This is a genomic window from Vibrio aestuarianus, assembly GCF_012395185.1.
Lineage (GTDB): Bacteria > Pseudomonadota > Gammaproteobacteria > Enterobacterales > Vibrionaceae > Vibrio > Vibrio aestuarianus.
In genome coordinates, this window is the sequence record NZ_JAAZTU010000014.1 from 40,764 (window position 1) to 66,314 (window position 25,551).

A 25,551-nucleotide genomic window follows, 5' to 3' on the forward strand; every position below is an offset into this window, starting at 1 on the left:
TTTTTACAATGAACCCATATAGCTATACTGTTATATGGGTTTACTTTTTAATTTCGGGATTTCGTATGTCAGGTGTTTTAAATACGGTTGATCAACGTACTAATCTGGTCGGTGAAAACCGCCTTGAGTTGTTGCTGTTTAGCCTAAATAGTCGACAAATCTTTGCGATTAACGTGTTTAAGGTTAAAGAGGTGATAAAAGTCCCTCAACTGACTAAAATGCCGGGATCTCATCACAATATCACTGGGGTGGCTTCACTGCGCGGCGAGCCCGTTCCCATTATTGATTTACGCAGTGCTATTGGCTTTCCACCTTCTCGGTTGGATAACCAAGAGCAGAACCTTATCGTGACCGAATATAACCGTACGGTTCAGGGTTTTTTGGTTGGGCAGGTGCGTAATATCATCAACACCGCTTGGACTGAAATTCAGCCGCCGCCTAAATCAGCAGGGCGTTCAAATTATTTAACGGCGATTACTCAAGTTAAAGACAATGAACAGTCATTTATTGTTGAGATCATTGATGTCGAAAAAGTGTTGGCTGAAATTATCTATTACGACGTATCAATTTCAGAAGATGTTTTGGATCGCGAGCTTGCTAACCAGATGATTGGCCGAAAAGTTCTGATTGTTGATGACTCTTCAACAGCCCGCAACCAGGTTAAAGGAACGCTTTCTCAGTTAGGTATTGAAATTATTGAGTGTCGAGATGGCCTAGAGGCATTAACTTTGCTGAAATCTTGGTGTGATGAAGGACGTGAGGTGAGCAAAGAGTTATTGATGATGATAACCGATGCTGAAATGCCAGAAATGGATGGTTACAAGCTAACTCATGAAGTTCGCAGTGATAAACGGATGAAAGACCTGTACGTCACACTCAATACCTCGCTTAGCGGTAGCTTTAATGAAGCGATGGTACAGAAAGTGGGTTGTGACCGTTTCATCTCTAAATTCCAACCCGATTTACTGGTACAAGTTGCCCAAGACAGATTACGTGACGTGCTTTCTTAATCAATGCATTCTGACCTTGCCGTGGTTAATTTTTCGAGATGAAAGCCTCTCGACTTAATGTCAGTCGTTCTGATGATGACGTTAAGTCGAGAGGATGTTGTTGGTAATATTAAGGATAAATGACCTTAACTGATTTGCAGCCTTATTTTTATATAAGATTGTGGTTTTACAGGTTATATAAGTCCTTGTTAGTTAAGTATATCCTTTCGGCTACTTCATGATATTGATCTCGCCAGTCATTATTCGGTAAATCATGCATCACTGCACCAGTCCTGAACCACTCTACTGGACGTTGACCAAATTGGTCCCAATGGTCTGGGTTAACTTTATAGCTGAGGTAAGGAAGTAACTCATCTGCGACGGTATCAGGACCAGTGGGGATTCCTATAGCATTTGGAACTCCAGTCCCACTTATAAAATTAATATATAATGTTGTGTTGTCTCTTGATGCTAATACTGACTTCCTTAATTGGTTAAGGACCGAGTCTTTCTTCGCGCTTATACTGCCAGGATCATAGTTATCTTGAATATCAGCGTTTCCCCACTGAAATCCTTGAAGTCCACCGACCTGGGAGACAATTAACCATTTTCCTCTCACTTCTCCTAAGGTTGGCAAAGAATTCGAATTAGGAGTAAACATGTAGTCGCGATGGGGTAAATTCTTATCTCCACCCCTCATTTCTTCCATATACTCATGAAAAGTGCGCACCCAAGTTTCATCTGAGCTATTATCCTCTTCTTTTTTAAAGCGGATCAAAACACACTCTGTTGGGTATGTTTCTAAGAATTCATTCACATCACTCATCACTTGGTGCAAAGTAGAGCAGTAGTAGCTTCCATGGAATATTTTCATTCTATTTTCGCCAGACTCACCTGCATCGCAGTCAATACGTAAATCTAGGAAGCGAAACCCGCTGAGAAGCTGATGCTTACAATTTTTTACATGACATTCAGCGTAATCCGACCCAGGACCGCCTTCCCAAGAATAATATCCGCCAGCTGCAGAGTTATGAGTGCCGGGAATAGATAAATCAGTTAAGCGCATTGAGTCGTCTAGATGCTTCATCCACTCATAGCCTAGAATGTTGTGATTAATATTTGCTTTTGCTAGACGGGGAAAGGTTAACCCAGCAGCAGCAACAAGCGCAGCTGCTGAAGAGTACGTTAGAAATCTACGTCGGCTCTGTGAACTCAATTCATAGAGCATTTCTTCTTTTATATCAGACATTTTTAATAACCTAAATATCAATTATTGGGTGCGCTTACCTTATTGATATTTAGGTCATTATTTTAGTGTAAAAATGCGAAAAAATGTGAAAAAAGATGTTTTTAGGTATAATCAGTATTTATCATGCATCTTGCGCTGGGGGGGGGGGGAAGGTGTGTTTAACGTTTGTTGGTTACTCAGTATCTTTAAACATAAATGTTTGCAGCCAGCTCAATAAGCAGGCTGAAGAAATTGACCGTATAAAAAATGCCCCGCAGTGAGCAGGGCATTGAGCGTGGTGAGCTGAAGCTTTACTTTTTAGGTTGAGCGTCGATACACTGGCCGTTAATTTCTTTACCTTCTGCAGCCATTAAGTACACATACAATGGCATGATATCTTTCGGCGTTTTCAGTAAATCAGTATCTTCTGCAGGAAAAGCTTTTGCACGCATACCTGTGCGCGTACCGCCAGGGTTAATCGCGTTGACGCGGATGTGCGTATTACTCAATTCATCAGCTAATACTTGCATCATGCCTTCGGTGGCAAATTTTGAGATAGCGTATGTGCCCCAGAATGCACGGCCACAGTGCCCCACGGTTGATGAAGTAAAAACGATACGAGCATCTTCAGATTTGTGCAGCAGTGGTAGCACGGCTTGAGTAAGCAAAAACTGCGCTTTGACATTCACTTGCATCACTTCATCGTATGAGTCTTCACCAATTTGATCGAATGGGCTTATTACACCCAACATACCAGCATTGTGTAGTACGCCATCTAAACGGCCAAATTGTTCCTCGATCGTATCAACCATATCAAGGTAGTGCTGTTTGGTAGCACCTTTCATATCTAGCGGAACAATAGCGGGTAGTGGGTAACCAGCGGCTTCGATTTCATCGTAAGTCTGTTCCAATTTCTTTACTGTGCGGCCCAATAAAATAACGGTCGCGCCATGTGCGGCATAGCTAATGGCGGCTTGTTTGCCAATGCCATCACCAGAACCAGTAATTAAAATGACTTTATCCTTGAGGGCATCTGCAGAAACTGAATAATCCACGTTGTGCTTCCTTATTCTTATGATTTACTTTAAGTCTTTGTGACAAGGTGGGTACAATACACCAATTCGCACATTAAGAGGATTATGACTGTGGAATTTTTGTTGGACTACGGCCTGTTTTTGGCCAAGATTGCGACTGTCGTCGTCGCTCTCGTTGTATTGTTAGTCATTGTGAAATCCGTGGGTGGAAAAAACAGTGCGATAAAAGGTGAATTGGAAGTGGTGAATTTGACTGATCGCCATAAAGATATCGTCGAACAGCTTGAGCACCATTTACATGATGATGCGTTTATAAAGGCGCGAGATAAAGCTGAGAAAAAAAGCGAGAAAGAGAAAATAAAAGCGCGTGATAAAGCCATTAAAAAAGCAGCGAAAGAAGGTGAGTTAGACACAAAACGCGAACCACACCTTTTTGTTTTGGACTTCAACGGCAGCATTGATGCCAAAGAAGTCGCCTCCTTGCATGAAGAAGTGACCGCTGTATTGGCTGTTGCTCGTGAAGGTGATGAAGTACTGCTGCGCTTGGAAACGGGTGGCGGCATGGTTCATGGCTATGGTTTGGCATCATCGCAATTAGATCGCCTTAAAGCTGCCGGCTTACCATTGACGATAGCGGTTGACAAAGTGGCGGCTAGCGGTGGCTACATGATGGCGTGTATTGCCGATAAAATTGTGTCAGCACCGTTTGCGATTGTGGGTTCTATTGGTGTGATTGCGCAGCTACCAAACTTCAACAAACTGCTTAAAAAGCATGACATCGAATATGAACAGTTAACGGCGGGTGAATACAAACGTACCTTGACTATGTTCGGCGAAAATAGTGATAAGGCGCGTGAAAAGTTTAAGCAAGAGCTAGAAGAAACGCATGAACTGTTTAAAGACTTTATTCGTGATCATCGCCCTGCGCTTGATCTTGATAAAGTGGCGACAGGTGAGCACTGGTTTGGTACGCAAGCGAAGGCGTTAGGTTTGGTTGATGAAATTAAAACCTCTGATGATTTAGTCGTTGAAGCGTGCAAAGACAAAACGGTATTGGCGATTCATTACGTACAAAAGAAAAAACTGACAGATAAATTGGCCGGTGTGGCAGGTGAAGCTGCTGATAGCGTATTGATGAAGCTAATCAGCCGTGGTCAACGTCCGATAGTTTAATCTGCGCTGTTTTTTTTGGGTTGAAGTGCGTTGCATTTCAATTGAAAGAGAATGAGCAAAAGAAGCATTAAGCGGGGAAATGCGTTATTTCTCTGCTTTTTTTAACTGTAACCATTCACATAATCCGATTGCAAAGCCTGCCAGCATGCCAGCCAGGTGTGCTTCAATGGCCACGCGGGCATTGATCAGTTCACTGGTGCTGACTGAAGCTCCGAACGTCTGTTCCCAGGTGACTTTAACGATAATACCTACCACCAACAGCCAACTGCTTTGGCGTCCTTGTAACGCTTCTTGTAGAGCCAAATAGGCAAACACCCCGTGTAGAGCACCAGACAAACCGACGTAAATCTGCATACTACTAAAAAAAAGGCTAACGCCAACCGTAAAGCTGGTCATAAGAAGGCTAAGTAGCAATCTTTTACTGCTAGGTTGAAACACAAAATGGATGACCCACAGTCCAGCGAGGTTCATGCCAAGATGTGCAAAGTTGGTATGAGTAAAATTTCCTGTTAGGATTCGCCACCATTGACCCGTTTCGATTACAGATAAGTTCCATTCGCTGAATGTAGCAAGGGGTTCAAATTGCAAAGCGAAGCAAATCAAACTGATGGTCATTAGCGTTAGATAGCTTTTTTTTATACTACTCATTTTTAGAAAATTCAGGCGGAAGTGGTTCACGTTATGTCTCGTTATTGTTCTCAATGTGGTAAATCGCTTAAGGCGTGTATTTGTGCATCTATTGTACCGCTTGCATCGTCGGTAGAGCTTATCATCCTTCAACATCCGACAGAAGAACATCGCCCGATGGGAACTGCGCGTATTTTGGATTTATCTTTGGCGAACAGTATGCGTTTGGTAGGAGAAGATTTCAGCCAACATGCGCAGCTCAATGCGCTACTTTCTGAGCCTGATGTCGTTCACTATGTGCTGTATCCCAGTGATGTTTCTCGCTGTGCATCTGAGCTGTCGACGTTATCTCCAGCCAAAAAAATTCGTATCATTTTACTCGATGGTACATGGAAGAAAGCATATAAAATGTGGCAACTTTCCGGCAACTTGCACGCGTTGCCAAGTGTACATTTGCCTAAAGACCTCGTCGGTAATTACCGTATTCGTAAAGCGCCGAGTGAAAACAGTTTATCGACGGTTGAAGCGGGATATCATATTTTATCGCTGCTTGAGTCAACGCGAAATTTTCAACCACTAATGACAGCTTTTGAACAGATGATAGAGTTTCAAATTGCCCAGATGCCCCCGGGCGTATTTGAGCGCAACTATTTGTCCAAATAAATAGTCTTTGCGCGGCACATCAGCAGTGGTGATGTGCTGAGAACAATTGTTGATGCATTCTTTGTGCATAGCCATCGGTCATGGCAGAAATGTAATCGCATATCACCCGCATTCCATCTCCAGATCCATCTTCTGCTTGTTGCCATTTACCGCGAGTTGTTTCTGGCAGTAGCCGTTCAGGGTCAGCACTGAGCGCCTCGAATAGATCCATGATGATCTGTTGTCCTTTGTATTCCACACGTTGAACTTGTGGAATTTGAATGACGTATTGACTAACGAAATTCTTCAAAACTTCAAGCGCATTAGCCATATTGGGTTCGAGAAAGGCATTAAAAGCGAGGAGTTCATTGTGAAACGGAGCGTCCACTGGTTTAACATTAATGCTAGTGAGTAAAGCGTTGACCATGCCACCGATAGCATCTTTGCGGCGATAGTGTTTGCCAGCAAATAACATTTCACTGATTGAAGCAATGTGTTCTTCAAACCAAGCATCGCCACATTCGGCTAATTGAGAAGCTGCCGCCTCTTGCCACTGCTGGCGAGTGACCATGCCAAGTACGATAGCATCTTCCAAGTCATGCACCCCATAGGCAATGTCATCCGCTAGCTCCATTATGGAGCAATCGAGTGATTTAAAGCGCGTCTTTTTGTGCTGATAAGGCGTTGCTGGTAGGTCACGCATTTGGCTTAATAAGTCTTTATCGTTTGCTGATAACGGCTCAAAAACCCAAGCTAAAATCGATTGGTCACAATCATAAATGCCCTTGGCAGGTGACCAATCTTTCGCTTTGAGCTGACGTTGGTGAGAGACCGCTTCGGGGAGTTTTTCTGCTCGAGTTTGGCTAAGTAAAGCGGGATATTTTAGTAGTCCTAACGCCGTTCGCCGAGAAAGATTCATGCCATGGTGTTCGGTGTAGGGTTCAAGGCTTGTCACAATGCGAAAGGTTTGAGCATTACCTTCAAAACCACCATGTTCACGCATCATGTAGTTCAACGCGACTTCGCCTCCGTGCCCATAAGGGGGATGACCAATATCATGCGCCAAGCACAATGAGTCGATCAAGCTATCTGAAGGCAATAGATCACGAAATTCGGGTTGTTTTAGCTTTATCTGAGCAACAATACCAGTACCTAATTGAGCCGCTTCCAGTGAATGTGTTAAACGGGTACGGTGGAAATCATTAAGGCTGGTACCGTGTACCTGAGTTTTTGCTTGTAAGCGACGAAAGGCCGCTGAATGGAGAATACGTGCGCGATCACGTTGGTATGGGCTGCGGTGATCATCTCGACGAATTTTATGTTCATCATCTTTGCGCTCAAGCCATTTAGGGCTAATGGAAATTTCCATACCATCTCCTGCAACACATTGCTAATTTTCAAACACTTACCTGGTAACTTATCGCTAATTAGCTGATTTCGTCCAGCGTTAATTCAAAACTTGGGGCAAAGGTATTTAAGAAATACTCCATTTCAGGTGTTCGGCGCTCTTTAAGAGTGATATCAAGGCGCTTTTTCGCGAGTGCATACTCGTGGTTTCCAGCGCTCAACTCTTCTAAACATTTGAGATAAGCACAGATAGAGTCAGCTTGTTTTACAATAGCCGCATCTTCAGGATGCGCTGCTTGCGTCACCAGGTACGGCGCGAAGTCTTCCTGTAGTTCCTCTGGCAGCATAGAAAGCAGTTTTTGCTCAGCAGCGGCTTCAATCTTTTTATACTCTTTAGCTATATCTGGGTTGTAGTATTTGACTGGTGTCGGTAAATCGCCAGTTAATACTTCGCTGGTATCATGATACATCCCCAAAATTGCAATTCGTTCAGGGTTAACCTTCCCACCGAATTTTTTGTTTTTGATCACCGCTAATGCGTGTGCGACAAAAGCAACTTGCAGGCTATGTTCTGAAATGTTTTCACTGGAAACCGAACGCATTAAAGGCCAACGTTGAATTAACTGCATTCGAGCGAGATGGGCAAAAAAATGGCTCTCTTTCATTGCAATAAACATCCTTGCTTTGAGTGGAAAAGAAAACGGACGCTCTTTCAGTTTAGGAAAGTGCGCCCGTTTAGCATATGGAACTTTACGTTAAAATTCTACTGGCTGTAGGTTGATAAGAAACGTTCAAACCGACCAATAGCAATTTCCAAATCTTCAATGTGAGGCAATGTTACAATACGGAAGTGATCCGGTTTTGGCCAGTTAAAGCCCGTACCTTGTACAAGCAGTACTTTTTCTTGTTTCAGAAAATCGAGGACCATTTTTTGGTCATCTTTAATGCTGTACATCTTGGTGTCGATTTTCGGAAACAGGTACATTGCTCCTTTCGGTTTCACACAAGAAACACCAGGGATTTGGTTGATCAATTCCCAAGCGCGATCGCGCTGTTCGAGCAAGCGTCCGCCTGGCAGAATCAACTCATTGATACTTTGATAGCCACCTAGTGCCGTTTGGATGGCATGTTGCATTGGCACGTTGGCGCACAAGCGCATTGACGCGAGCATTTCCAAGCCAGCTACATAGCCTTGAGCGATATGTTTTGGTCCGGTGATAAACATCCATCCACCGCGGAAACCACATACTCGATAAGCTTTCGATAGACCATTAAACGTTAGCATTAAGACATCATCAGCCAGTGTTGAAATCGGCGTGTGAGTCGCACCGTCATAGAGAATTTTATCGTAGATTTCGTCGGCGAAGATGATCAACTTATGTTTACGAGCAATTTCGATAATTTCTAGTAAAAAGTCGCGGCTATAAACTGCACCAGTTGGGTTATTCGGGTTGATCAACACAATACCGCGCGTTTTCGGCGTGATTTTGTTTTTGATGTCGTCAAGGTCGGGATACCAATCGGCTTCTTCATCACATAGGTAATGTACGGCTTTACCACCAGAAAGTGCGACAGAAGCTGTCCATAGTGGGTAATCAGGTGCTGGAACCAGCATTTCATCGCCATTATTAAGTAAGGCTTGCATCGCCATCACGATAAGTTCAGAGGCACCATTACCAATATAAACGTCTTCGACATCTAAGCTGCGTAAGCCTTTTTTCTGGTAATGTTGCACTACGGCTTTACGTGCCGAATAGATACCTTTCGAGTCACAATAACCTTGAGATGTTGGGAGGTTACGGATCACATCAACAAGGATTTCGTCTGGGGCGTCAAAGCCAAATGGGGCGGGGTTACCGATATTTAGCTTCAGTATTTTATGCCCCTCTTCTTCCATGCGCTTAGCATGTTTGAGTACAGGTCCCCTAATGTCGTAGCAGACATTATCGAGTTTTGACGACATCCCGATATTTTGCATTGTGTGATTCCTGAAAATTAAATGATTTCTTTATTAAAATACACCAAATTGATTTTTGATAGAATAAAAATCTACAATAGGGTGCTTTTTCGGAAGTGATAGCCTAGCTCTTTATCACAGGAATTTGCAAAAGATGGGAGGCAACCTTGATTTACGCTGCCTGTCTAAATAGAGTAGCCATCAGTAAAGCCCGTCTCTCAATATTTACGAGGTCGATTTGTCGCATTTTCATCAAGCCATTGCTCTGTTGATAGAGCAAATAAACGACGCGAAGGATGATGACGTTCGTTTTGTACAAAATTTGCAAGAAGCTCCACTTTTCGCGTCTATTGATTGGCTTGAAGCCCAACCAATTTTCCCTAAGTTTTACTGGCAATCACGTGACACGCGTGAAGAAGTGGTCGCGTTAGGCCAACTATATACGTTCTCTGAACCAGAACCTGCTTATACTATTTTAGGTGCTGAGCAACGTGTCTGGGGTGGTCGCTCGTTTGATGGTAATACCGATAAAAACAAACGTTGCATGTCGTCATTCTTTTTTCTGCCACAAATTGAATTGATTCGGTTTGATGAACAATGGTCAATTGCTGTTAACGTGACCGCAGAACGCCACCGTACTTTAGCGGCGCTGAATAAACTACAAATGGATATAAGCCCATTACGTTCAATCTCTTCACATATTGAATGCATAAAGCATGAGCCAAATGAGAATCAATGGCAGCAGCTTGTCGATCAGGTACTTGATAGGATTGAGGCAAATGCGTTTAAGAAAGTGGTGCTAGCGAGAAAAACAACACTGAATTTAGATTCGCCACTCAGTGCAGCGCAACTGCTGAAAGCTAGCTCTACGCAAAATCATCACAGTTTTCATTTTTTGTTAGCACTGGACCAAAAACACAGCTTTATGGGCTCAACCCCTGAGCGTTTATATGCGCGTCAAGGAAATGAGCTTTATACGGAAGCTCTGGCTGGAACCATTGGTCGTGGCATGAATGCGAGCCAAGATATGGAATTGGCAAATTGGCTCTCTCAAGACAGTAAAAATCTCAATGAGAACCAATATGTGGTGGATGATATTGTTGAGCGTTTAACTCCACATTCTGAATGTGTTGAGGTAGAACAGGAAGCGCGCTTAGTGCGGTTACGTAAAGTGCAGCATTTAAAACGCAGTATCCATGCTCAGCTTAAAAAAGGCATTAACGGTGTGCAACTGCTCAGTGCATTGCAACCTACGGCTGCGGTTGCAGGTTTACCGCGCAAAGAGGCGATGGATTTCATTCTCGCCCATGAACCTTTTGCTCGTGGGTGGTATGCTGGTTCGGTAGGCTATATCAGCCATCAAAAAGCGGAGTTTTGTGTGGCCATTCGCAGTGCGTTATTAGTGGATAAACAAGTGCAGCTATTTGCTGGGGCTGGGATTGTCCCCGGTTCAGTAGCGGAATATGAATGGCAAGAACTAGATAAAAAGATGTCAACATTGTTGAGTTTGATTAGTGACCACTTGCCACTAGGAGTCGCATCATGAAACAAGATCAAGCAGTATTGAATCGAATTTGGAGCCAGACCCTTCTTGAAGAGCTGACACGTTTGGATGTTGAAGAGGTTTGTATTGCACCGGGTTCGCGCTCGACTCCTTTGACCCTTGAAGCGGATGCCAATCAAAAACTCACACTGCATACGCATTTTGATGAACGTGGTTTAGGCTTTTTAGCTTTGGGATTAGCCAAGGCAAGTCAAAAGCCAGTCGCGGTAATCGTGACCTCTGGCACCGCGGTGGCTAATCTGTTGCCAGCGATTGCTGAATCTAAACTCACCGGCGAAAAATTGGTGGTTTTAAGCGCAGATCGCCCACTTGAGTTAGTAGGGTGTGGTGCGAATCAAGCCATCAATCAAGTTGGCATCTATTCTTCACATGTGACTCAAACCCTTAACTTACCGAGCCCAAATACCGCAGTACCATTAACCTGGCTGCTCACTAGCCTTGATGAAATGATGGCAAACCAAGCTCGACAAGGTGGAACGGTACACATTAACTGCCCATTTCCCGAACCTTTATATTCGCAAGGGGATAAAACCCAGTTTGCTGGCTATCTAGCATCTATCGATTCATGGCAGTCAAGCTCTCAGCCATACAGTTCAAGCTTTGGGCAATGGTGTACTGAAAGCATGGATTGTGGTGAGCTATTTAATAAAAAAGGTTTAATCATTATTGGTTCATTGAACCTTGCAAACGCAAAGAAAGCCAAGCAGTTTGCAAATAAACTCGGTTGGCCAGTATTGTGTGATCCACAATCTGGGGTGAACAGCGACTGGGCACATTTTGATTTATGGCTGCAAAATAGCGTAGCGAAAGAGCAGCTCAGCGAATGTGAGGTGATTGTTCAATTTGGATCTCGTTTAGTGTCGAAAAGGCTTAATCAATGGTTAAGTGAACAGGTTACGCAGCGCGCAGCGCAGTATATATATGTTTCATCTCAAGCTGAGCGTAATAACCCTTCCCACTTACCTCAATGGCACTTTGTTGCTGATATTGAACAATGGGTTGAAACACATATTAGCAAGTGGACGGCATTAGGTGCGACTCAGGCCGGTTGGGCTGACCAATTAAAAAGCAAAGCTAGCGAGCTTGAGCAACTGGCACAACTGCATTTGTGTGGTGATGAGTCATTAAGTGAAATTGCGGTTGCGTTGGATCTTGCTGAGCGTAGCCAAAATGCTGATCTTTTTCTTGGTAACAGCCTAATTGTGCGCCTAGTTGATATGTTTGCTACGCTCGACAATCGCCATGTCTATTCCAACCGAGGTGCTTCTGGCATTGATGGCTTAGTGGCAACCATGGCTGGTGTGCAACGCATTAACCAACAGCCGATGCTTATGCTTATCGGTGATACCGCCTTATTATATGATCTCAACTCTCTTGCACTAGTCACTCATACTTGTGCGCCATTAGTGATTGTGGTCACCAATAACGATGGCGGGGCGATTTTTGATTTATTGCCAGTACCTGCCGCTCAAAAGTCAGCGCTTTATCAAATGCCTCATGGCTATCAGTTTAAGTTTGCGGCCAAGCAATTTGGTTTGTCCTATGTTCATCCTCAAACATTATCTGCGTATCAATCTGCCGTGAGTGAGCACTTACAGCAGGGACAAGGAACATTAATCGTTGAAGTGATCACACCTCCTGAGCAAGCTTCAACTCAACTTAAACAATTTACTCAGCAAATTGATGCCAACTAGTCGACGTCCACAGCCAATAGCGATCAACAGCGAACCCGTGTTGGTGTTTGTTCATGGTTTATTGGGGTGTGGTGATGATTGGCTAGAGAGTATTCATTACCTCACAGACTATCGTTGTGTGACGATTGAACTGCCAGGGCATGGTATAAGCCAATCAAGCCCAAGCGGTGGCTTTGAAGCTGACTGTAATCACATTTCTAATATCATTAATCGGCACATAGCGCCGAATACTCCTATTGTTCTGATCGGCTATTCTTTAGGCGGACGAATGGTGATGTATGGTGTTGCGATGCAATGTTTCAATACATTTAATATCCAAGGTGTCGTGATCGAAGGCGGTAATTTTGGTTTACATAATGATGCACTCAGAAGTGAGCGACTTGCCAGTGACACAGCTTGGTCAGAACGGTTCAAAAATGAGCCAATTGAACAAGTGTTGGGCGATTGGTATCAGCAAGCGGTATTTTCTTCATTAAATCATGAGCAAAGACAAACCTTAATCACAAAACGTAGTGCTAACCTTGGCGCTGCGGTTGCTCAGACGCTAGTTTCTACCTCGCTTGCTAAACAGCCTTATTTGCTTGATAAGTTAAAGTCGTCGCAGATACCAATGTGTTATGTCTGTGGCGAGAACGATACCAAGTTTACCCAATTGGCAAAGCAAAGTGGCTTGCGGTATTACCCTGTGCCAGACGCTGGACATAATGTTCACCAAGAGCAGCCACAGGCTTTTGCCGAAATTATTCGAGAATTTATACGTCGATGCTAAATAAGCATCGAATTTAGAACAACAATGGAAAATCATCATGGCTAAAACTGTTGGTATTACTGAAGAAGAATTGTACGCGCCCGTTGTGTGGAATGACTGCGGCGCAGCATATGAAGATATTCACTATCACAAATCCCCAGATGGCATTGCAAAAATCACCATCGCTCGTCCACAAGTGCGCAATGCATTTCGCCCTCAAACCGTAAAAGAGATGATCAATGCGCTGGCGGATGCACGTTATGACGAACAAGTTGGTGTGATCATTCTTACTGGTTTGGGCGAAGATGCTTTCTGCTCTGGGGGAGATCAAAAAATTCGTGGTGATTACGGCGGCTACCGTGACGATTCAGGTACGCACCACCTTAATGTACTTGATTTCCAACGCCAAATTCGCACTTGTCCAAAACCTGTCATTGCTTCTGTTGCTGGGTGGGCTGTCGGCGGCGGTCATGTACTGCATATGATGTGTGACTTAACCATTGCGGCTGAAAACGCACAATTTGGCCAAACTGGCCCTAAAGTAGGTTCGTTTGATGGTGGTTGGGGAGCTTCTTATATGGCCCGTATCGTTGGTCAGAAAAAAGCACGTGAAATTTGGTTCTTATGTCGTTTTTACGACGCGAAAGAAGCGTTGGATATGGGCTTAGTGAATACCGTCGTTGCGGTTGATGAGCTAGAAAAAGAGACGGTACGTTGGTGTCGTGAAGTTCTTCAGCACAGCCCTATGGCGTTGCGCTGCCTGAAAGCCGCATTGAATGCTGACTGTGATGGTCAAGCCGGTCTACAAGAACTGGCGGGTAACGCCACCATGATGTTCTATATGACGGAAGAAGGCCAAGAAGGTCGTAATGCGTTCAATGAAAAAAGACGCCCAGAGTTTAATAAATTCCCTCGTAACCCTTAATTGAATCTTATCAGTTGTTTCGTGGTTATATTGGAGATGCTTATTGATAGCATTAAGTATCTCTTATTGCCTTTGATGGTTTGTTTTTATTCACGGAACATTGATATAGCCAAACAACTTCAAGTAGGAAAAGTATCGCTAGAGAAGATTTATCACTCTCTAGAGAAAGTCATTAAGAAGAGATGAAATTTATGCGCAGTGCCAAACTATATCGTTACTGTCTACCGATGGATAGCGGCGTCATTCTTCGTGAACAAAAGCTGGTGGAGCGCGAAGGCTTCATTATTGAATTGTGCGAAGGCGAAAATAAAGGCTTCGGTGAAGTTGCACCGCTGGTCGGTTTTAGTGTGGAGTCGGCTGAAGAAGCACAACTGCAAGCTGCGCAACAACTTGAGCGTTGGGTTGGTGGTGAGCAAATTGCCTATGATGATCTTTTCCCTTCGGTTGCTTTTGGCCTCTCGATGGCAGAACTTGAGCTAAGCGGTGAATTGCCACTAATGGGTAACTATCACGCTGCACCTTTATGCACTGGTGACCCAGATGAGTTGATCCCATTATTAAATGCCATGCCGGGTAAAAAAGTGGCGAAAGTAAAAGTGGGTCTCTATGAAGCGATCCGTGATGGGATGCTAGTGAACCTCTTTTTAGAATCGATGCCTGATTTACAGCTGCGTCTGGATGCGAATCGCGCTTGGACGTCAGCCAAAGCGGAACAATTTGCTAAGTACGTTTCTCCTTCGGTGCGTCAACGCATTGCTTTTTTAGAAGAGCCATGTCAGTCGCCAAGTCACAGTCTCGCTTTTGCGATTAATAGTGGTATTGCCATTGCCTGGGATGAAACGTTGCAACATGCTGTGCGTCGAGATGATTTTCGTTTAGAAGACTTAACGGGTGCAAAAGCCATTGTGATTAAACCGACATTGATTGGCTCTGTTGCGCGTTGTATTGCATTGATTGAAAAAGCCAAAGCAATGGGGATCCAGGCGGTGATAAGTTCGAGTATTGAATCCAGTTTAGGGCTGTGTCAATTAGCTCGTTTGGCGCAGTGGCAACTGCCCGACGAAGTGCCAGGGTTAGATACCATTGGTTTATTTAAAGCCCAATTGGAAGTGAGCTGGCCCAGCTGCGATTTACCGCTGCAATCGTTGTCTGAGCAGAGCGTTGTTTGGCAGTCATAATGCAGCAAGCTCGGCACAGATTATCTTCCCTCCCTTGGGAGCAGAAAGCGCAACAGGTCCCCAATTCACTGGCTTTAATTACTCCATCAGGTGATTACACGTGGTCAGCGCTAACACGGTTAGTGAATGGCTATGCTGATGCGCTTAGCCTACAAGGGTTAAAAGTTAATGATGTATTAACGCTAGTGGGAAAAAATAGCGCTGAACTGCTGCTTTTGTATTTGGCGAGCCTTAAGCTTGGCGTGATCTGCGCTATAACCATGCCGCAGCCTTATGATCTGCTTAAAAAAAAGCTTAATACCTTGTACAAGCCCGACCAAACTGCTTGGTTGTGGCTCGGGTGTGGTGCTGCGTTGAGCAAAGCTGAGCTCGCTGCATTAGCAGCACGAACCGTACTTGTAAGGCTTGAAGATAGCGAGAAACGGGCGAGTAGCACTGCCATTGCAGACGGTTTCGACGTCGAGCAATTGAGTTCGATCGTGTTTACTTCCGGTTCAACAGGTGAGCCCAAAGCGGTCGTACATACTTCTGCGCAGCATTTTGCTTCTGCAAGCGGGTTATTGACGCATTTTTCCTATACAGAGCAGGATACATGGCTTTTGAGCTTGCCGATGTATCATGTTTCAGGCTTGGCGATTATCTACCGTTGGCTTAGCGCCGGAGCGTGTTTAAAAGTTGGCAGTGGAGATCTGAGCCAAGATATCCAGCAAGTCACTCATGCTTCTTTGGTGGCTACACAATTAAAACGGTTGCTTGACAGTGGGCAAGCACTTACTTTAACGCATGTTTTGCTCGGTGGTAGCCATATTCCCTATAGCCTCAGCCAACAAGCGGCGCAACTTGGTATTGAAACTTGGTTAGGTTATGGCATGACCGAAGCGGCGTCGACAGTTACAGCCAAGCGTGTCGATAATCAAAATAGTGCCGGTTACTTGTTGCCAAATCGCCAGTTGAAAGTGGAGCAACAGCGTATCTGGATTGGTGGCGATACTCTAGCCAGTGGTTATTATCACCAAGGGACTGTCACTCCTTTTGTGGACGCTATGGGTTGGTTTGACAGCAAAGATCTCGGCCAATGGTTGGGTAACGAGTTACGTATTATAGGGCGGGCTGATAATCAATTTATTTCTGGCGGAGAGAATATTCACTGTGAAGAAATTGAAGCAGTACTCAATCGCCATTTAGATATCGAACAAGCGATGGTTGTTGCGGTTAAAGATGCTGAATTTGGCTGCCGATCGGTTGCCGTGGTGCGTGGTAATTTACCACTTAATCAGCAAGAAATAGAGCAGTGGTTGGCGGGTAAATTAGACAAGTTTAAATGGCCAGTGGCTTATTTTTTAATGCCAGAAGCACTGACAGAATCAGGCATCAAAGTCTCTCGCAGTGCGCTTAAAGCGTGGTTGTCCAATCATCAAACCCAGTACCGAATTGCGGATTAGTCTGTGCTCACTTCGTGAGTACAACACGCCTTAGTTATTAGATAGTCCAAAACTGAATTTCTCAAGCTTATAACTCAACTTCATAATGAAACCATTAAAAAGCTGAGTTTGGAATAGCTGGAAATCATGAAAAGCGTATTTATCTTCATCATCGCACTACTTGTCGGTATATCAATCAGCAGTGAGGGCGTAGTTCGCGCTGTTGCTGAACTGTTTGCCTTTGTTGCGATTGTCGCTTGGCTGTTTAAGTACCAAATCAATAAGCCCAAGCGAGCGACTTTCAAAGCTGAAGATTTTTAGGCTTTTCCTTTCTTAATATCACCTGATACATCGTTGTTCTATTTCCCCATTTCGGTATTAAGCGAACATTAACCAAGCTAATGATGAGACTGAAATAGCAAACCATAGGCTGATGCCCAGAATTAATGGCTTTGGCCCCGAAGCCTTTAGTTTCTCTACTGAAATGCCACAGCCAATCAGAAACAGACAGACGACGAGTGCTTTTTTTGCCACAATGAAGACGGCGTTGTATATTGCATCTAACTGCGGCAAAAAATCACTGATTAAAATTGCGATGCAATAAAAGACGATGAAGTAAGGAATTGTCACTTTCTTTGATTGATTGCGAAAAATCATCGCACTGACTACAGCGACAGGTACTATCCACAAGGCTCGCGCGAGCTTCAGTGTTGTCGCGGTTTTAAGTGCTTCTTCACCATAAGCAGAAGCTGCGCCCACAACAGAAGATGTGTCATGGATAGCGATTGCCGCCCAAGTCCCAAAAGTGTGTTGATCGAGCTGCAAAGCATGGCCAATGAGTGGAAATACAAACAGAGCAATCGAGTTTAAGACAAAAACGGTGGCCAACGCTAAACCGATTTCATCATCGTCAGCATTGATGGCTGGAGCAACCGCAGCAATGGCGCTACCACCACAAATTGCGGTGCCTGAAGCAATAAGATAGCCAGTTTTTTGTGCCAATCCTAGCCGTTTAGTTAATATCCAGCCTATACATAACGTGGCTGTAATCGAAGCAATAATAAGTCCTATCCCATTACTGGTTACCGCTAACGCTTCTTGCAAAGGTATACCAAACCCTAAGCCGACGATCGAATAAGCGAGTAGCTTTTTGGTCATTTTGGCAATCGGTAGGTTGTGGGGAACCCAGCCAACACTGACCATAAAAAAACCAATGACCAAAGCGGTAGGCGAGGTAACGTAAGGCGTTAAGCAGGCAATGGCGGCCAGTAAAAATGCAATATATTTAAAAGAGATGTTCATCGTATCAAGCGCAAGGGAAGAAGAATGACATTGTATAGGATAGCCGCGCAGTTGTAGTTTCGATGTTTTGAACTAGCGTTCAATAAAACTGAACTCCGTTCAAAATAATGGCAATCAGATCAGCGTATGACACCAAGAAAAAACATCACTTGCACTAGTGTTAACGCCAGTCTCCGCGCAGTTTAGAGACTTTTTGTTGCATCAGTTGCGTTGTGGCTTGTAATGGCGCGACCGGCTCTCCTGCTTCTATTTCGAGATGGGACCAGAATCGAGTCGGTAAGCCGCGACACGCTTGCCCTTTTATTCGGCTAAAGTAGCTGCCCCATAGCCCTTTTAAAGCCATCGGTATCACAGGAACAGGACTGCGTTTCAAAATGATGTCCATCCCGCGCATAAAGTCATGGATTTCACCATCGGCAGTTAGCTGTCCTTCTGGGAAAATACACACGATATGACCTTCGGCTAATGCTTGCTCTACCTCACTAAAAGCGCGACGAATAGAGCTTCTATTATTTGCCGAAATAGGGATAACACCAGCCCGCTTTAGGAATCGGCGTAAAGGCGGCAAGTTTGCATAATCTTCTTCCATCACAAACCGGATTAACCGTGGGCATACGGCGCTGAGTAGCAACGCATCCATATAGCTGACATGGTTACATACGAGTAATGCGCCGCCTTTTTCGGGGAGATGATGTAGGTTTTTATGGTTCACTCGGTACATAGTGTGAGTCAAAATCCACACCAAAAAACGAACCAAAAAAATGGGTACCTGTAAGCACAGAGAGATCGTCACGAATAGATTGAGTAACGCTAAGATAACAAACAATTGAGGAATAGAGAGTTCCAATATACTCAAACAAACAATACCTAAAATGGCACTACCGACCATGAATAGTGAATTATAAATATTGAGCGCGGCAATCACTTGTGCCCGCTGTGTCACCTTAGCTTGTTGCTGCATTAAAGCGTATAAAGGCACAATAAAAATACCGCCAGAGACACCAATCATGAGCAAATAGAAGAATAATGGCCACAGTGGTTGGTAGCTTAAAAAGCTGTGAAAGTCTGTAAATGTCGGCAAGCTTTCTGGAACCGCCTGTGCCATCAAATAACCAAAAATAGTAATACCAAAGCTACCAATCGGAATAATACCAACTTCGATGCGATGGTTAGAGAGCCTATCACATGCCATTGAACCGGCGGCAATTCCAACCGAAAAAAGCGCCAACAAAAAGGAGACAGCACTTTCGTTACCATTTAAATAATGGTGAGTGAAATTAGGAAATTGAGTTAAGTATGCCGCCCCCAAAAACCAAAACCAGCTGATAGCCATTATCGATTGGAAAATAGTGCGATCACTTTTTGCTATGGCAATGGTTTGCTTGGTTTGTTTGATCGGCTGCCATCGAAACTTCAAATCAGGTGCGCAAGCGGGAGCATTGGGGATATGGCGGCTGGCCATATAACCCAAAATCGCAAATATGACAACCGCTGCAGCGGCAACGTATTTTGCGTTCTCTGCTGACGCAATCAAACCAGCACCTAACGTACCTAATAAAATTGCCAGAAAAGTTCCTGTTTCTACTAACGCATTGCCTGGAACCAGCTCTTTAGATTTAAGTTGCTGAGGGAGTAACGCGTATTTTACTGGACCGAAAAAAGCCGATTGAGTCCCCATTAAAAACAGCAACAACAATAAAACAACGTAACTTTCCGTAATAAATCCTATTGCCCCAAGGCACATAATGCCTATTTCGGCCAGTTTGACTTTACGAATAAAGGCGGATTTCTCGTACTTGTCTGCAAGCACACCCGCAGAGGCTGAAAAGAGGAAGAAAGGCAGAATGAATAACCCAGCAGCGAGGTTTATAAAAAGGTTGCTTGATATAGGTAAAACATTTGCACCGGCAAAAGCGACGAAAAGCAGTAGTACATTTTTGAAAATATTATCGTTAAAAGCCCCAAAAAACTGGGTGATAAAGTAAGGTAGAAAACGTCGTTGAGTAAGCAGCGAGGATTGATGCTGAGGCATTGCTATTCCTTATTTTTACCAGTTAGTGAGATAATTGGAGAGTAAGTTTTCGATCAGCTCCTTACCATCAATCGGTTCGGCTGCGAAAAACTTGTCATCTACACTTAATAAGGTAATACCATGCACGCCAGACCATAATACGCGACTTGCTTGCAAAATTTCTTGTTTGGTGCGCTGGGGTGCGATTATTTGTAACAAACCTTCAAGCATGGTTGTCATGGTATCTATGCGCTCAGCTTGCCAGTCAGGTAGGGCTTCGCCATTCATATTGTGTTCGAAAATAAGCTGCCAACGATTAGGATGCTGCAAAGCAAAGTCATGATAGCAGTAGGCTAACAGATAGAGTGCTTGTCTTGGGTCATCACATTGATTGACGGCTTTTTTAGCTTGCGCTGATAATTCATCAAGCGTTTGTGCTACGGCATGCAAAAGCAGCAAATTGTAGTTACCAAACACATTGACTAACGTACTTGGTACATAGCCAATCATGGTGGCGATTTTGCGTAAACTTAACTCATGATAGGTGTGATCCTCAAGAAAGCGTTTTACTACCTTGAGTGTCAATTTAATCAGCTCTTCTCGGGTGTGATCGTTTCGTCTTGCCATGGTTATGTTTTAATTATGAACAATGTTCGATATTCTAGATAGGTGGTGTATAAGCGTCAACTGATACACACTTTATTTGCAATATTCTGATACATGTCCACTTAAAGCAGAGGTTTTCTTGTATATCCGAAGTGGTTATGATGGTAGCGCCTCAATAAAAAATAACCCTAAGGAAAAACATGAAACGTCTTTTTTCCCTTGTTGCGCTACTGATGGTCGCTGTTGCGGTCACTCCAATAGCCGAAGCAAAGAAATTTGGTGGCGGTAAGTCATTTGGTAAAAGTTTTAAAACGGCACCTGCGCCAAAACAACAAACACCAAAAAATGACACAATTAAACAAGATCAAACAGGTAAAGCTGGTTCGAGCAAAAAAGGTCTAATGGGCGGCTTACTTGGCGGTTTGTTAGCGGGCGGCCTTCTTGCTGCCTTCTTTGGTGGTGCGTTTGAAGGTATCCAGTTTATGGATATTCTTATCATGGGCCTTATCGCGTTTGTCTTATTCAAGCTTATGCGCGGCATGCTTGGAGCCAAGCAAGGCAGTATGAATCGACAACAGCCAGCTTTTGGTGGTGCGAACAGCAATCAACATCAATTTGAACAACCTAACGTTCACAACTTCGAACAGCAACCACAAGCAACGGGTGGATTTGGTGCCAATGCACACAGCGATATCCCGCATAACTATCCTGCTGGTTTTGATAAAGTCTCCTTTGTAAATGGTGCACGTGAGCACTACCGTATTTTACAAGGTGCGTGGAACCACAACCAACTTGAAACGGTTGAAGAGTATGTGTCTCCAAGCTTGTTTGAAGACCTAAAGCAAGAGCGTGCTAAGTTAGAGGGTGAACAACATACCGATGTGATGTACGTTGATGCTGAAATCGTTCGTGCTGACTACGATGCTAACAAAGCGCAGCTTAGCTTGCAGTTTAGCGGTCGTTATCGTGATGCTGTAGAAGGTATTGAAGAAAATATTGAAGATGTGTGGCATTTAGAACGAGATCTCACTCAGCCTAATGCGCCATGGTTAATTGTCGGTATTCAAGGCTAACCACTGTTATTTAAGGTTATACATTAATCTGATGATCATATTAAACGCTCAAGTCTTCTTGGGCGTTTTGTCTTTCTTATCTCCCACAATCTTGTAAGACGTTGGCAAGGGGTGATAGTTAAGACATACTCATGTCTGTCTTCAATAAAAATAAAAAGGAAATAAAGTGGCTGAATTTAAATATAAAAACCTTGAACAAGCAGAGCAAGATAAGCTAGATGCTGCGGTTTTTCGTCGCCTGCTAGCACATTTAGATGATAATAAAGATGTGCAAAATATAGATTTAATGATTCTTGCGGGTTTTTGTCGTAACTGCTTTAGTAAATGGTATAAAGCGGAAGCGGATAACCAAGGGATTGAACTGGATATCGATGACGCCCGCGAGCGCGTATATGGCATGACTTATGATGAGTGGAAGCTGAATCATCAGCCGCCGGCTACTCCAGAGCAACTTGCGGCTTTTGAAGCTAAACAGAATAAATAAACGAGAACGCCCCCATCACAGAGGGCGTTTTGCTAAAAGGCTTTTGAATTTGAGAATAGTTAATTCATTATATGGCCGGTTTGCTCGAACAGGTTCAGTTTATCTAAATAAGGTTGTAGATCACTGATGTTGCGGGCAACCCACTCTGGGTTATAGTACGTGTCTAAATAGCGTTCACCGCTATCGCACAACAGTGTCACAATTGACCCTTTCTCACCGCGTTGTTTCATTTCACTGGCGAGTTGCAATACACCGTACAAGTTAGTGCCTGTCGATGGGCCTGCTTTTCTTCCAAGTAATTTTTCTAGCCAATAGGCGGTTGCAAGGCTTGCTGCATCTGGGATTTTGCGCATATCATCGACTACGCCAGGAATAAAACTAGGTTCAACACGTGGGCGACCAATCCCTTCAATTTTACTGCCGCAGACCAGAGTAAGGTTAGGATCACGGCTTTGGAAGTAGTCGTAAAATACTGAGTTTTCAGGATCAACGACACACAGTTTTGTGTCGTATTTTTGGTAGCGGATAAAGCGACCAATCGTTGCTGAAGTACCACCAGTACCAGGACTCATGACAATCCAAGTAGGAACGGGGTGGTCTTCCATTTTCATTTGGCTAAAAATGCTGTCGGCAATGTTGCTGTTACCACGCCAGTCTGTTGCGCGTTCTGCATAAGTAAATTGGTCCATATAGTGACCATTGAGCTCTTGTGCTAAGCGGTGAGATTCAGCATAAATTTGGTCTGAACGATCAACAAGATGTGCCTGACCACCGTACATTTCAATCTGCTCGATTTTCTTGCGAGCCGTACATTTCGGCATCACCGCGATAAAAGGCAAACCAAGCAAGCGGGCGAAGTACGCTTCAGAAACCGCAGTGCTACCAGATGATGATTCAATAATGGTGGTTTCAGGGCCAACCCAGCCATTACAAATAGCGTAAAGGAAAAGAGAACGCGCCAAACGATGCTTTAACGAGCCTGTCGGGTGTGTGCTTTCATCTTTCAAATAGATGTCAATGCCATCGACACAAGGTAGATCTAATTTGATCAAGTGCGTGTCGGCTGAGCGTTGATAGTCAGCTTCTATTTTTTTTATTGCATTATTAATCCACTGATGATCAGTACACATGAGTCTATCTCCGTTGTTATTATAAGTGTAATTTACCCTTAGTTGAGGAGAAAAACTTTGCTATGTTGACTGTGGTTTTGTATTTTTGGAGAAAATAATTCTCCTTTTTTGGTAAAGTTATGGAACTCGATAAAATTGATAGGATGATTCTCTCATTACTGCAACAAAACAGTACCTTATCACTCAATGATTTGGCTGAAGCGGTAAACCTGACGACAACTCCTTGCTGGAAGCGATTGAAAAAATTAGAAGAATCCGGTGTGATCGCCAAGAAAGTGGCGTTGTTAGACCCTGAGAAGCTGGACCTAAGTTTTACGGCGTTTGTACTCATAAAAACTAGTGACCATTCACATGAATGGTATAGCCGTTTTGTTGCGACAGTTTCGGAATACCCAGAAATCATGGAATTTTATCGAATGGCCGGAGAATATGATTACATGATGAAAGTGCTGGTAAAAGACATGAAGTGTTTTGATCAGTTTTACAAAAAACTGGTCAATAGCGTTGAAGGTATCAGTAATGTTACGTCAACATTTGCTATGGAGTCGTTGAAATATACCACTCAATTACCTTTATGAGCGGAGCCGGTTACTCAAAACACCAAGGCTTTACCCTAGGTTAAGGTAAAGCCTTGGTGGGTCGTTATTTAGTAAAGCGCATTACACCTTCTTGAACGGCTGTTGCGACCAAGTCACCTTGACGGTTATAGATTTCCCCTCGAACTAAGCCGCGTGTGTTACTGGCTGTTGGGCTTTCTATAGCGTAGAGCAACCACTCATCCATTTTGAAGGGGCGATGGAACCAGATGGAATGATCGATGGTCGCAACCTGAAAATTAGGTGTCATCAAAGAGACTTCATGCGGGTGCAGTGCAGTCACTAAAAATCCCCAGTCTGAGGCATAACCCATCAGGTATTGGTGGATCAATTGGTTGTCGGGCAATGCGCCATTGGCTCTAATCCAAAGGTATTGTTTTGGCTCTGCTTTTTTGGGTTTCAATGGATTAATCACAGTGACAGGGCGTATTTCTATCGCTTTTTCACCGCAGAACATTTTCTTTACCTTCTCTGGTAAAAATTGAGCGATTTGCTCGACTAATTCTGATTCGGATGCAAAATTTTCCGGCCCTGGGATATCGGGCATGGTGTTTTGATGCTCAAATCCTGGGGCTTCACCATGGTATGAAGCGGTGAGATAAAAAATAGGGCGGCCATTTTGAATCGCTTTGACTCGGCGTGTACTAAAGCTACGGCCGTCTCTGAGATTCTCTACATCGTATACAATTGGCTTTTCAGGATCACCAGGGTAGAGAAAATAACTGTGGAACGAGTGAACGGTACGGTCTGACTCTACGGTGTAACGAGCGGCGGAGAGAGCCTGACCAATGACCTGCCCACCATAAACTTGTGGCAAGCCTAAATTTTCACTTTCACCCCGATATAGCCCTTCTTCTAATTTTTCGAGTTGTAGTAAATCTAATAGTTCATTTAGTGGCTTACTCATAGATCCTCACCTAATTATCAATCTCTTTATCGTATTTTTTACTGAGTCATTATTTTGTCAATATCTAAAAGCTTACATGACAGAAAAGTGAACCATGCCTATACTCACCGACAATTCAATATCATAAGTGAGGTTTTATGAAAAAGGCATTGTTGTTTATCGTATCAGCAGCCCTAGGTTTGCTTCTAGTTGGTTGTCAGTCATCACCAAAACCATCTTCTGCGAAACCAATCCAAACTATCACTGGTACGGTAGCGTATCGTGAGCGAATTGCATTGCCGGACCACGCATTAGTTACCGTGACGCTACAAGATGTGTCATTAGCGGATGCACCAGCCCAAATCATTGCTAAGCACCGCTTTGAAACCAATGGCATGCAAGTGCCGCTTGAGTTTGATTTAGCTTTTGACAGCAGAAAAATTGATGCACGTCATACCTATAGCGTAAGCGCTCGTATTGAAATCGGCGGAAAACTTCGCTTTATCACGGATACGCATTATGCCGTAATTACTGATGAGAATAACACTAAACATGTCAATTTGCGTTTGATTGGTGTCGGCAGCAAATAAAAAAGGTTAACGAATAATAAATGGCAGCATTTATGGCTGCCATTTGTAGAGCCGTAATTTAACCTTACCACTTTCCGTAACCGCGACCCCTTCTGCGATAAGCTTTCGTTTTTGACGTTCTAAATCATCACCTTTCAAGGATATTTCCCCTTTACTATTAATAACCCTATACCAAGGTAATTTACTGCTTTCTGGTAAGCGGCTTAAAGCCTTGCCGACGTGGCGAGCATAGCCGGGGTAGCCTGCTAAATGTGCAATTTCACCATAGGTTGTTACTCTTCCTTCTGGAATTTGGTGAATCACCGCAAAGATCTGTGCTAAAAATTGGTCCATACTAATAATGTCC

The 25,551-nt window shown here is 43.8% G+C and carries 26 protein-coding genes; 14 read left to right on the forward strand and 12 right to left on the reverse strand.

Annotation, left to right across the window (positions count from 1 at the left end; genetic code table 11):
• Positions 1-65: 65 nt before the first annotated feature.
• The gene (locus HGG78_RS08625; protein ID WP_053311748.1) at positions 66-1,010 is read left to right on the forward strand and encodes a chemotaxis protein CheV; all 945 of its coding nucleotides are present in this window, start codon (positions 66-68) and stop codon (positions 1,008-1,010) included.
• Between the two features lie 166 nt (positions 1,011-1,176).
• On the opposite strand, the gene HGG78_RS08630 is transcribed toward HGG78_RS08625, so the two are convergent.
• Positions 1,177-2,238: a phosphatidylinositol-specific phospholipase C domain-containing protein gene (locus HGG78_RS08630; protein WP_172532639.1), complete on the reverse strand. Its 1,062-nt coding sequence runs from the start codon at positions 2,236-2,238 to the stop codon at positions 1,177-1,179.
• Between the two features lie 290 nt (positions 2,239-2,528).
• A complete protein-coding gene (locus HGG78_RS08635) occupies positions 2,529-3,272 on the reverse strand; it encodes a YciK family oxidoreductase (RefSeq protein ID WP_168521577.1) in 744 nt (247 codons plus the stop codon).
• Between the two features lie 90 nt (positions 3,273-3,362).
• Between HGG78_RS08635 and sohB the strand changes: the two genes are divergently transcribed.
• On the forward strand, positions 3,363-4,424 hold the full coding sequence (gene sohB, locus HGG78_RS08640) for a protease SohB (protein WP_172532640.1): 1,062 nt from the start codon (positions 3,363-3,365) through the stop codon (positions 4,422-4,424).
• A gap of 84 nt (positions 4,425-4,508) precedes the next feature.
• On the opposite strand, the gene rrtA is transcribed toward sohB, so the two are convergent.
• Positions 4,509-5,102 (reverse strand): rhombosortase, encoded by a 594-nt coding sequence (rrtA, locus tag HGG78_RS08645; RefSeq protein WP_172532641.1) that lies wholly within the window; start codon positions 5,100-5,102, stop codon positions 4,509-4,511.
• Between the two features lie 3 nt (positions 5,103-5,105).
• Between rrtA and HGG78_RS08650 the strand changes: the two genes are divergently transcribed.
• Positions 5,106-5,714 (forward strand): tRNA-uridine aminocarboxypropyltransferase, encoded by a 609-nt coding sequence (locus tag HGG78_RS08650; RefSeq protein WP_171980544.1) that lies wholly within the window; start codon positions 5,106-5,108, stop codon positions 5,712-5,714.
• Between the two features lie 19 nt (positions 5,715-5,733).
• Here the strand turns inward: HGG78_RS08650 and HGG78_RS08655 are convergent, their stop codons facing one another.
• The 3 genes from HGG78_RS08655 to HGG78_RS08665 form a co-directional block, all read right to left on the reverse strand.
• Positions 5,734-7,062: an anti-phage deoxyguanosine triphosphatase gene (locus tag HGG78_RS08655; RefSeq protein ID WP_172532642.1), complete on the reverse strand. Its 1,329-nt coding sequence runs from the start codon at positions 7,060-7,062 to the stop codon at positions 5,734-5,736.
• A 58-nt stretch (positions 7,063-7,120) separates the two neighbouring features.
• Positions 7,121-7,705 carry a 5'-deoxynucleotidase gene (gene yfbR / locus HGG78_RS08660; protein WP_247651901.1) on the reverse strand — a complete coding sequence of 195 codons (585 nt, stop codon included), beginning with the start codon at positions 7,703-7,705 and terminating at the stop codon, positions 7,121-7,123.
• 98 nt (positions 7,706-7,803) lie between these two features.
• Positions 7,804-9,018, reverse strand: a complete 1,215-nt coding sequence (locus tag HGG78_RS08665) for a pyridoxal phosphate-dependent aminotransferase (protein WP_172532643.1) — start codon at positions 9,016-9,018, stop codon at positions 7,804-7,806.
• Between the two features lie 217 nt (positions 9,019-9,235).
• Here HGG78_RS08665 and HGG78_RS08670 point away from each other — a divergent pair, with 217 nt between their 5' ends.
• The 7 genes from HGG78_RS08670 (at position 9,236) to HGG78_RS08700 (ending at position 16,848) form a co-directional block, all read left to right on the forward strand.
• Positions 9,236-10,543: an isochorismate synthase gene (locus tag HGG78_RS08670; RefSeq protein ID WP_172532644.1), complete on the forward strand. Its 1,308-nt coding sequence runs from the start codon at positions 9,236-9,238 to the stop codon at positions 10,541-10,543.
• Positions 10,540-12,255, forward strand: a complete 1,716-nt coding sequence (menD, locus tag HGG78_RS08675) for a 2-succinyl-5-enolpyruvyl-6-hydroxy-3-cyclohexene-1-carboxylic-acid synthase (protein ID WP_172532645.1) — start codon at positions 10,540-10,542, stop codon at positions 12,253-12,255. The genes HGG78_RS08670 and menD overlap by 4 nt, the downstream gene beginning before the upstream one ends.
• A complete protein-coding gene (gene menH, locus HGG78_RS08680; protein WP_172532646.1) occupies positions 12,245-13,024 on the forward strand; it encodes a 2-succinyl-6-hydroxy-2,4-cyclohexadiene-1-carboxylate synthase in 780 nt (259 codons plus the stop codon). The genes menD and menH overlap by 11 nt, the downstream gene beginning before the upstream one ends.
• Positions 13,025-13,061: 37 nt before the next feature.
• Positions 13,062-13,928, forward strand: a complete 867-nt coding sequence (gene menB / locus HGG78_RS08685) for a 1,4-dihydroxy-2-naphthoyl-CoA synthase (protein WP_053312178.1) — start codon at positions 13,062-13,064, stop codon at positions 13,926-13,928.
• A 191-nt stretch (positions 13,929-14,119) separates the two neighbouring features.
• Positions 14,120-15,106, forward strand: a complete 987-nt coding sequence (gene menC / locus HGG78_RS08690) for an o-succinylbenzoate synthase (RefSeq protein WP_172532647.1) — start codon at positions 14,120-14,122, stop codon at positions 15,104-15,106.
• Positions 15,106-16,548 carry an o-succinylbenzoate--CoA ligase gene (gene menE / locus HGG78_RS08695; protein WP_172532648.1) on the forward strand — a complete coding sequence of 481 codons (1,443 nt, stop codon included), beginning with the start codon at positions 15,106-15,108 and terminating at the stop codon, positions 16,546-16,548. Before menC ends, menE begins: the two co-directional genes overlap by 1 nt.
• Before the next feature lie 126 nt (positions 16,549-16,674).
• Positions 16,675-16,848 (forward strand): hypothetical protein, encoded by a 174-nt coding sequence (locus tag HGG78_RS08700; protein WP_172532649.1) that lies wholly within the window; start codon positions 16,675-16,677, stop codon positions 16,846-16,848.
• Between the two features lie 57 nt (positions 16,849-16,905).
• Here HGG78_RS08700 and HGG78_RS08705 read toward each other — a convergent pair whose 3' ends face one another.
• The 3 genes from HGG78_RS08705 to HGG78_RS08715 all read right to left on the reverse strand — a co-directional run bounded on the left by HGG78_RS08705 (position 16,906) and on the right by HGG78_RS08715 (position 20,467).
• Positions 16,906-17,829 carry a YeiH family protein gene (locus tag HGG78_RS08705; RefSeq protein WP_172532650.1) on the reverse strand — a complete coding sequence of 308 codons (924 nt, stop codon included), beginning with the start codon at positions 17,827-17,829 and terminating at the stop codon, positions 16,906-16,908.
• A 160-nt stretch (positions 17,830-17,989) separates the two neighbouring features.
• Positions 17,990-19,861: an MFS transporter gene (locus tag HGG78_RS08710; protein WP_172532651.1), complete on the reverse strand. Its 1,872-nt coding sequence runs from the start codon at positions 19,859-19,861 to the stop codon at positions 17,990-17,992.
• Positions 19,862-19,876: 15 nt separating this feature from the next.
• Positions 19,877-20,467: a TetR/AcrR family transcriptional regulator gene (locus tag HGG78_RS08715; protein WP_168786626.1), complete on the reverse strand. Its 591-nt coding sequence runs from the start codon at positions 20,465-20,467 to the stop codon at positions 19,877-19,879.
• Between the two features lie 179 nt (positions 20,468-20,646).
• On the opposite strand from HGG78_RS08715, the gene HGG78_RS08720 reads away from it, so the two are divergent.
• The gene (locus HGG78_RS08720) at positions 20,647-21,519 is read left to right on the forward strand and encodes a Tim44 domain-containing protein (protein ID WP_172532652.1); all 873 of its coding nucleotides are present in this window, start codon (positions 20,647-20,649) and stop codon (positions 21,517-21,519) included.
• A 166-nt stretch (positions 21,520-21,685) separates the two neighbouring features.
• Positions 21,686-22,003, forward strand: a complete 318-nt coding sequence (locus HGG78_RS08725; RefSeq protein WP_053312171.1) for a DUF1244 domain-containing protein — start codon at positions 21,686-21,688, stop codon at positions 22,001-22,003.
• A gap of 59 nt (positions 22,004-22,062) precedes the next feature.
• Here the strand turns inward: HGG78_RS08725 and HGG78_RS08730 are convergent, their stop codons facing one another.
• The gene (locus tag HGG78_RS08730; protein ID WP_168521605.1) at positions 22,063-23,133 is read right to left on the reverse strand and encodes a PLP-dependent cysteine synthase family protein; all 1,071 of its coding nucleotides are present in this window, start codon (positions 23,131-23,133) and stop codon (positions 22,063-22,065) included.
• 119 nt (positions 23,134-23,252) lie between these two features.
• Here HGG78_RS08730 and HGG78_RS08735 point away from each other — a divergent pair, with 119 nt between their 5' ends.
• Positions 23,253-23,711 carry an Lrp/AsnC family transcriptional regulator gene (locus HGG78_RS08735; protein WP_053312169.1) on the forward strand — a complete coding sequence of 153 codons (459 nt, stop codon included), beginning with the start codon at positions 23,253-23,255 and terminating at the stop codon, positions 23,709-23,711.
• A 64-nt stretch (positions 23,712-23,775) separates the two neighbouring features.
• Here the strand turns inward: HGG78_RS08735 and tesB are convergent, their stop codons facing one another.
• Entirely contained in the window at positions 23,776-24,636 is an 861-nt protein-coding gene (tesB, locus tag HGG78_RS08740) for an acyl-CoA thioesterase II (protein WP_053312168.1), read from the reverse strand.
• Positions 24,637-24,773: 137 nt separating this feature from the next.
• Here tesB and HGG78_RS08745 point away from each other — a divergent pair, with 137 nt between their 5' ends.
• Positions 24,774-25,205, forward strand: coding sequence for a YbaY family lipoprotein (locus HGG78_RS08745; protein ID WP_171981513.1), 432 nt, complete (start codon positions 24,774-24,776; stop codon positions 25,203-25,205).
• A 30-nt stretch (positions 25,206-25,235) separates the two neighbouring features.
• On the opposite strand, the gene HGG78_RS08750 is transcribed toward HGG78_RS08745, so the two are convergent.
• Positions 25,236-25,538, reverse strand: coding sequence for an MGMT family protein (locus HGG78_RS08750; RefSeq protein ID WP_053312166.1), 303 nt, complete (start codon positions 25,536-25,538; stop codon positions 25,236-25,238).
• Positions 25,539-25,551: the final 13 nt, after the last annotated feature.